General features: G+C 41.9%; 7 protein-coding genes. 1 reads left to right on the top strand and 6 read right to left on the bottom strand.

The annotated features are described in order from the left end of the window. Positions 1 to 601 precede the first annotated feature (601 nt). Positions 602 to 1444: a PD-(D/E)XK nuclease family transposase gene (locus tag DW959_RS09645; RefSeq protein ID WP_243023376.1), complete on the top strand. Its 843-nt coding sequence runs from the start codon at positions 602 to 604 to the stop codon at positions 1442 to 1444. Positions 1445 to 1581: 137 nt separating this feature from the next. On the opposite strand, the gene DW959_RS09640 is transcribed toward DW959_RS09645, so the two are convergent. The 6 genes from DW959_RS09640 to DW959_RS09615 all read right to left on the bottom strand — a co-directional run bounded on the left by DW959_RS09640 (position 1582) and on the right by DW959_RS09615 (position 7934). Beyond that, positions 1582 to 1866, bottom strand: coding sequence for an AzlD domain-containing protein (locus tag DW959_RS09640; protein ID WP_279221001.1), 285 nt, complete (start codon positions 1864 to 1866; stop codon positions 1582 to 1584). 19 nt (positions 1867 to 1885) lie between these two features. Continuing rightward, positions 1886 to 2626 (bottom strand): AzlC family ABC transporter permease, encoded by a 741-nt coding sequence (locus DW959_RS09635; protein ID WP_118615978.1) that lies wholly within the window; start codon positions 2624 to 2626, stop codon positions 1886 to 1888. Positions 2627 to 2653: 27 nt separating this feature from the next. Continuing rightward, positions 2654 to 3274: a GDSL-type esterase/lipase family protein gene (locus DW959_RS09630; protein WP_118615976.1), complete on the bottom strand. Its 621-nt coding sequence runs from the start codon at positions 3272 to 3274 to the stop codon at positions 2654 to 2656. A 508-nt stretch (positions 3275 to 3782) separates the two neighbouring features. After that, positions 3783 to 5687, bottom strand: a complete 1905-nt coding sequence (locus DW959_RS09625) for an ABC transporter ATP-binding protein (RefSeq protein ID WP_118615986.1) — start codon at positions 5685 to 5687, stop codon at positions 3783 to 3785. A gap of 13 nt (positions 5688 to 5700) precedes the next feature. Next, positions 5701 to 7452 (bottom strand): ABC transporter ATP-binding protein, encoded by a 1752-nt coding sequence (locus DW959_RS09620; protein WP_117808827.1) that lies wholly within the window; start codon positions 7450 to 7452, stop codon positions 5701 to 5703. Positions 7453 to 7469: 17 nt separating this feature from the next. Further along, the gene (locus DW959_RS09615) at positions 7470 to 7934 is read right to left on the bottom strand and encodes a MarR family transcriptional regulator (protein WP_118615974.1); all 465 of its coding nucleotides are present in this window, start codon (positions 7932 to 7934) and stop codon (positions 7470 to 7472) included. Between the last annotated feature and the right edge of the window lie 129 nt (positions 7935 to 8063).

The following is an 8063-nucleotide window of genomic DNA, read 5'->3' as shown; positions in this document are numbered from 1 at the left end:
GAGAAAATTAATTTTTTTGATTTTCCGACCAAAATATCTACATGTCATACTTCTTTCTATATTCCTATCTGTTAGCTTTATCTAACAATTTTCCACATGTGGAAAATTTAGGCACTTATTATTTCATTTCTCTTGATTGTCAATATTATATTTATATTTCTTAACCAAATCCTAACCGTCCTAGAATTGACAGGTCAAAGCTCTATAAGCTATAACAAATTGAGTCCTTTAATCACCCCTTCTGGTTTACGTTTTATCTAACCAGAAGGGATTTTTAATTTATTCTTTTATAGTCTTTATAATCATCCACTTACCAAAATTTACATCAAACAGTACCATTTATTACATTTATGAACTTTTCTCTTTTATTTCTGATATGGTAATTTTGTCGACAAATCAGGTACCGGAAATTAAGAGGAATTTTTATGCATAATAAGGACACAAACACCACTTCACAGAACTCAAATACCAAACATTCAACGTTCAATATTTATCAGCTTTTTCCACAACGAACGGAAGATGAATGCCTTGCAGAGTTAAAACAATACCCAGAACTTTATTGGACATATAAGAACTGGCCTGATGACTGGAAAAACGTTTTATGGAATTTATGGAAGGCAAAAAAAGTCTGCCACTAACCTATGATCCATTTTTCAAAAAAATTTTCAACCCGGATATATATCCAGAACGATTATCACGACTGATCAGCAGTATTATCGGCACAAATGTAACCGTTAAATATATTCTGTCAAATGAATATAGCATGCTTCCATCAACCTCTCTCCTACTTCTGGATATTATCGTCCAGTTAGAAGACGGTTCTATCGCAAATGTAGAAATACAAAAAAATCCATATACATTTCCCGGTGAGCGAATGTCATGCTATTCCGCCGATCTACTACTTCGCCAATATACACGCGTAAAAAGCAAACTTGGGAAAGATTTCACATATAAGGATATGAGAACTGTTTATACAATTGTTATGTATGAAAAGAGTCCAAACGAATGTCTGAAAGACCGTTTCGCAAATATCTATCTGCATCATGGAAAAACCATTTTTGATACTGATGTAAATCTGAATCTTTTACAGGAATACTATATCGTTAACCTTGACGTATTTAAAAATAGCAAGTATGCTAAAGATATCAACGAGCTAAATGCATGGTTGTCTCTACTAACCACGGACTCTACAGACAACCTTGCCACACTGATATCCAACTATCCATGGATGGAATCTATATGCCAGGATATATCTGAATATCTGTATCGTCCTGAGGAGGTTATTAGTATGTTTTCAAAAGCATTAAAAAAGATGGATGAAAATACTGTTAATTTTATGATTGAACAGATGAAGAAAGCATTGGAAGAAAAAGATGCCACAATATCTGAGAAGGATGCTGAAATTGCTGCATTAAAGGCTAAACTTGCTGCGTTAGAACACTAACGCACGGTTCTTTAGCATAATTATTTTCCAACAATGTGATCATATAAAATAAAGTAATTTCGTTACAACGGATACTACAAAAAAGGGCTGCCGCACTAAGTGATTGGTGCGACAGCCCTTTTTTTCGGCGTCATTGCTCATAATACCATATACACAGCCGTACTGCCTATAATACTGACAAATGTATTCTTTTTCCACACATGAAGGGCGACACAAACTGCGGCTGCGATCAACTTCTTATAGCCGCCGCTTAAGAATTCGGTCGGTACTTCCTTCAGGCAGTATACGATCAGCACAGCCATGATGGCTGCCGGAAGGATTCGTCCGAGATACCGGATTTTTTCGGGGATTTGTTTTCTCTTTCCAAGAATGGTAAATGGGAGCGCCCGCATAAACAAAGTCGCCGCTGCAGACACAAGGATGTAGATCAGTACCTATCGATCATTCATGGGCTTCCACCTTTCTTTCACAAATCAGCAACAGACCTGATACCAGAATCAAAGTTGGAAGAAGGAAATAATCTTTTCCTATTAACAGAAGCAACAGCACACCTCCGATAAACCCGGCAAGTGCTGGCAAATGCACTTTCACACTTCTCCATTGATCGATCGCGATCGTAATAAATAACGCTGTCATACAGAAATCGATCCCCTCTAATTTCACCGGAAGGATCTGACCGAGTATTCCGCCAAGCACAGCACCTACCATCCAGGATATACGACTGAATAATGCCACATAAAACATAATATCAAATCTGCGCTTCCGGTCATTTTCCTTCTCTGCGTTACGATCTCTTATCACCTCAGAAGACAGCATGGAACAATTGACGGCATATGTCTCATCCGTCATTGTATGAACCATATATGGATAACGCTTACCCATTTTCTTGAAATCTTCAACAAATGTCAGTCCGTAAAAGAACTGTCTGCTGTTCATGAACAATGCAGTCAGTGCGATCGTGAGGATCAATGCACCGCTACTTAAGAATGTTACCAGCACAAACTGAAATGCGCCGGTATATACCGTCAGGCTGGTAAACAACGACCAGAACCATGAAAGTCCTGCTTCCTGCATCGTAAGTCCATATGCCATACTGACAAAGAGATAACTTCCGGTGATCGGCAGAGCTTTCACAAATGCCTGTTTTAATACTTCTTTTCTGTCTACAGTCTCCCCAGCCATAATTTTTCTCTGTACTCCTAACTCACATTACAATATCTCTGAAATCTTTTCCAGTACCGCTTCTGCAAGCGCCTTATGTCCATCTTCATCCATGTGCTCCTGATCCCGTTCCGATGGTACGGCATAATCAGAAGCCGCCAGATAATAAAGTCCTTCTTCTTCTGCAATCTGCCGGTAAATCTCCGGCAGCTCTTTGGACACTTGTACAGAATTTTTCCCAAATTCCGGATCAAATCCATCCCAGACCTTCTCGCCCAGTGCGATCGGTGACATCAGAAGGATCTTCGCTGATGGCGCACCATCCCGGATCTGTCGCACCAGTTTACGAATACCCAATCCGATGCTGCCTGCCGTTGCACCATAAAATGTCTTACAATCATTTGTTCCAAGCATTAAAATGATCAAATCCTCCGGCTTATGGGTTTCTAATATGATCGGAAGGAGTTCACTGCCACGTCTGCCCGGACGAAGCGGATCGTCAAATACTGTGGTTCTGCCACACAGACCTTCCTCCTGTACAATATATCCCTTTTCCATCAGTCCGGTTCCTACGATTCCGGTCCATCTGGTATCCCAGTCATAACGTTCTGCCGTTCCCGGCACATAACCATATGTGTTTGAATCACCAAAGCATAATACCTGTCGCATGGCATTTCCTCCTTCTTATATTTTACTAATGCAGTAACGTAATATCATCATGTTTGAACACTTTCGGCATTACTAATCCAGAGGACGCTTCCGCTCGTTTCGTCCTGCAACGGTACTAAGCTGCCGCTTACAGCGCCACCTAAGAACCGGCGGACTCAAATGCCTCTGTCTTGGTAATCCGAAATGTTCAACCTTAATACATTTTTTGTTTCTTTACATTATTATTTTACTATTCCTATTTGGAATGTATGAATTATATAATAAATTCCAACTAAAATACAATACATAAAATTTAGAAGTTGTTATAACTTTCTCTTATAGCCAATTCAAGCATGTTACAACATAGAAATTCCGTAGCGCAAGATTACAATATTATGCAGCAAGCCTATCGACATGTCGGTCCTTAGTGAACTGCCAAAAGCAGTGAACTTAGTACCGTTACATGTAGATAGAGCGAAAGCGCCTTGCGGAATAATGATTATGATCTCGCACTGTTGAATCCCTATGGTTATTCTAATTCAAATGCTCCGGTATAAAGCTGGTAATAGGTTCCTTTCTTTGCGATCAGATCCTCATGTGTACCACGTTCAATGATCGCACCATGATCCAGTACCATGATAACATCCGAATTCTTAACTGTAGACAAACGATGTGCAATGACAAATACGGTTCTGCCTTCCATCAGCCGATCCATTCCCTGCTGAACCATTGCCTCCGTCCTCGTATCAATCGAGGAGGTTGCTTCATCCAGTATCATAACCGGCGGATTGGATACGGCTGCTCTTGCGATTGAGATCAACTGACGCTGTCCCTGTGACAATCCGCTTCCATCTCCGGCAAGCACCGTGTCATATCCATTTGGCAGCATCATAATGAAGTTATGCGCATTTGCAAGCTTGGCGGCTGCAATACATTCCTCATCCGTGGCATTTGGATTTCCATATTTCAGGTTCTCCATAACCGTTCCGGTAAACAGATTGACCTCCTGCAATACGATACCGAGGGATGCCCGCAGATCCTTCTTGCGGATCTTATTAATGTTGATTCCGTCGTACCGGATCTTACCATCGTCTATATCATAGAAACGATTGATCAGATTGGTGATCGTCGTTTTTCCTGCTCCGGTCGCACCTACAAATGCGATCTTCTGACCCGGTTTCGCATAGAGCGTCACATCACGCAGAATCTGTTTGTCCGAATTGTAACTGAAATCCACATGATCCAGAACGATATCGCCCTCTAATTTCTGGTAAGTAAGACTGCCATCCTCATGTGGATGCTTCCATGCCCAGATTCCGGTTCGTTCTTTCACTTCCATCAGCTCACCATTTTCCTCTTTGATATTTGCAAGTGTTACATAACCATTATCCACTTCCGGTTCTTCATCGATCAGCTTAAAGATACGCTCCGCGCCTGCAAGCGCCGTTACGATCGCATTAAACTGATTCGAAAGCTGTGAGATCGGATTGGTAAAGTTCTTCGACAACGTAAGGAAGGATGCGATCATACCAAGAGTGGCTGTATTCGTTCCGACCAGCGTCAGATTCGTTGCACCGGAGATCGCAAGCCATGCACCAACAACCGCAACAACTACATACTGCACATAACCAAGTGCATTCATCATCGGCATCATTCCGCTTGCATAACCATTTGCACTGGCTGCTGCCTGCTGCCATTCCTGATTCTTTTTCTGGAAATCTTCTCTGGCTTTCTCTTCGTGGCAGAATACCTTAACAACCTTCTGGCCATTGACCATTTCCTCGATATAACCATCTAATGCACCAAGTGTCTGCTGCTGTTTTATAAAATAAAATCCACTCTTGCCACCGATGACCTTCACCAGCTTCATGATAAAGAACAGCATCACGACAACGATCAGCGTCAGATAAATGCTCTGATATAACATACAGCAGAATACCGCAACAACCGTACAGATCGATGAGATCATCTGTGAAAGGGACTGTGCGATCATCTGGCGGAGCGTATCGGTATCGTTGGTATAGCAGCTCATGATATCTCCGTGTGTATGCGTATCAAAATAACGGATTGGCAGGCTCTGCATCTTCTCGAACATCTCATCTCGTATGGTTTTCAGAGTTCCCTGTGCGATTCCTACCATCAGGTAGTTATAAAACCATGTAGAAAATACACCGATCAGGTAAATAACGCCGACCATGCAAAGTGCCTTGATCAGCCCGGTATAGACCGGATGATCCATTGCAAGGATCGGGGTGATATAATCATCGATCAGTATCTCGATAAACATTGCTGACGCTACACTTGCAAGTGCACTTAAGATAATACAGATAAATACAACAACCAGCGTCTTCTTATATGCTCCGATATAGGACAGCAGCCGTTTGGCTGTATCTTTATTAATCCTGCTGCCCTGCTCTCTGTCGGGTGCGTTCATCTGGTTCTTCTGTTTACTCATCCTGGCCGCCTCCCTTCTGCTGTGATTCATATACTTCTCTGTAGATCGGACTCTTTACGATCAATTCTTCATGTGTACCTACATCCATGATCTTACCATCATCCAACACCACGATCTTATCCGCATGCCGGACAGAAGAAATTCTCTGCGCTATGATAATCTTGGTCGTATCCGGCAGATATTCGGCAAATGCTTTCTGGATTATCGCATCAGTCTTCGTATCAACCGCACTGGTCGAATCATCGAGGATCAATATCTTCGGTTTCTTAAGGAGTGCTCGCGCAATACAAAGACGCTGCTTCTGTCCACCGGAGACATTTGTTCCTCCCTGCTCAATGTAGGTATCATATCCATCCGGCATCGCCTCAATGAATTCATCCGCACAGGCAAGGCGACAGGCTTCTTTTACTTCTTCATCCGTCGCCTGTTCATTTCCCCAGCGGAGGTTCTCTTTTATTGTTCCTGAAAACAGTTCATTCTTCTGAAGAACCATTGCAACCGCATCCCGAAGCACCTGCAGATCATATTTGCGGACATCTATGCCACCAACCATAAGTGTTCCACCTGTCACATCATACAGGCGAGGGATCAACTGGACAAATGAAGACTTTGACGAACCGGTTCCACCGATAATGCCAACGGTCTCACCGGATCGGATCTTAAGATCTGCTCCGTCAATAACTTTCTTATCCGCACGCTTACTGTAAGAGAAATCTACATGATCATACACGAGCGAACCATCTGCAACTGTCTGAACCGGATTCTCCGGATTCTGTATCGTAGTGGTCTCTCCAAGCACCTCAACGATACGTTCCATTGAAGATCTGGATATCATAATCATGACAAATACCATTGATAACATCATAAGTGACGTCAATATCTGCATCGCATATGTGATAAGTGCAGTCAGCTTACCGGTCGTAAGTCCAAGTGCTTCATTATTTCCACTTGCTACGATGGCTTTTGCTCCGATCCATGAAATCGCAATCATACATCCATACATGAAGAACTGCATTAAAGGTGAGTTAAATGCCAGAATCCTCTCTGCCTTTACAAAATCCTTATAGATGTCGCCTGATGCATGCTTGAATTTGCCGATCTCGGCTTCCTGTGAATTAAAGGATTTGACAACCCGCATTCCCTTTACATTTTCCTGAACGATATTGTTTAATCCATCATATTTGTGGAATACCCGTTCGAAGATCGGGTGAACCTTGGCTGCTATAAATATCAGACCGAATCCCATAAACGGAATAACGATCAGGAATATCCATGCCAGCTTTGCATTGATCGTAAAGGAAACGATCACAGAAAAGATCAGCATGATCGGTCCTCTGACTGCGATACGAATGATCATCTGATATGCGTTCTGAATATTCGTTACGTCTGTGGTCAGTCTTGTTACGATAGATGAAGTAGAAAACTTGTCTATGTTAGAAAATGAAAATGTCTGGACATTATCATAGATGTCCTGCCGCAGATTTGCGGAAAATCCTGCTGATGCTTTCGCCCCGAGAATGGCTGCAAGCACACCTGTTAAAAGCTGTAAGACTGCAAGCACAATCAGCCATATTCCATCCTTTACAACAATATTCATCTTTCCACCTTCGATACCAAAATCTAACAGATCAGACATACAAAGCGGAATTAAAATCTCAAATACTACTTCCATTGCTGCACAGAATATCGTAAACAATGTCGGCTTCTTATATTCCCGCAGACTTTTTAATAATTTTTTGATCATACGTCCTCCTTCTTTCTTTATCTGACATTATCATATAATTTTTCAAGCAGCTTTTTCACCTGCGCCGCCTCATCCTCTGAAAAAGAATGAAGCAGTCTCTGTTCCGACGCTCTCCTGCCTTCATACATTTTATGGAGCAGTTTTTCAGCTTCACAGGTGCTGCATACCATCTTATTCCGTTTATTATTCTCATCCAGATAACAGTTCAGATAACCTTTCTTTTCCAGACGATTCACGATGCCGACAACTGTCGGATGCGCCACATCCAGAAATACCTCGATCTCCTTCTGTGTCACCATTCCACCATTCCAATAAACATATTCAAGTACTCGTGCCTGTGAACTGGTCAGATCCACGTCACGCAAATATGCGTCAAATCCGGCCTTCAACTTATCATTGATCCGCTTGATATAATAACCAATATCCTTCTCCGGACCACACGACAGCTTTCGGTCTGTATCCATGTCTTTTTCCTGATTCATTACTGTTTTCTCCTTTTATTTACAGCTATGTATAATATCCCGAAAACGCTCTTACATCGAATGTTATATAGCTATCATATCTTATACATACCATGCATCTCTCGATGTGTAGCACGCTACATTTTATTC

Origin of the sequence: Clostridium sp. AM46-21 (assembly GCF_003480025.1) — a bacterium.
Classification (GTDB): domain Bacteria; phylum Bacillota; class Clostridia; order Lachnospirales; family Lachnospiraceae; genus Coprococcus; species Coprococcus ammoniilyticus.
Note: the sequence above shows the minus strand (reverse complement) of the source record. Positions and strands in the feature narration are given on the sequence as shown.

Coding starts and splice junctions, on each gene's coding strand:
- DW959_RS09645 (WP_243023376.1), top strand. CDS start 602: ATGGAATTTATGGAAGGCAAAAAAAGTCTGCCACTAACCTATGATCCA.
- DW959_RS09635 (WP_118615978.1), bottom strand. CDS start 2,626: ATGGCTGGGGAGACTGTAGACAGAAAAGAAGTATTAAAACAGGCATTT.
- DW959_RS09630 (WP_118615976.1), bottom strand. CDS start 3,274: ATGCGACAGGTATTATGCTTTGGTGATTCAAACACATATGGTTATGTG.
- DW959_RS09625 (WP_118615986.1), bottom strand. CDS start 5,687: ATGAACGCACCCGACAGAGAGCAGGGCAGCAGGATTAATAAAGATACA.
- DW959_RS09620 (WP_117808827.1), bottom strand. CDS start 7,452: ATGATCAAAAAATTATTAAAAAGTCTGCGGGAATATAAGAAGCCGACA.
- DW959_RS09615 (WP_118615974.1), bottom strand. CDS start 7,934: ATGAATCAGGAAAAAGACATGGATACAGACCGAAAGCTGTCGTGTGGT.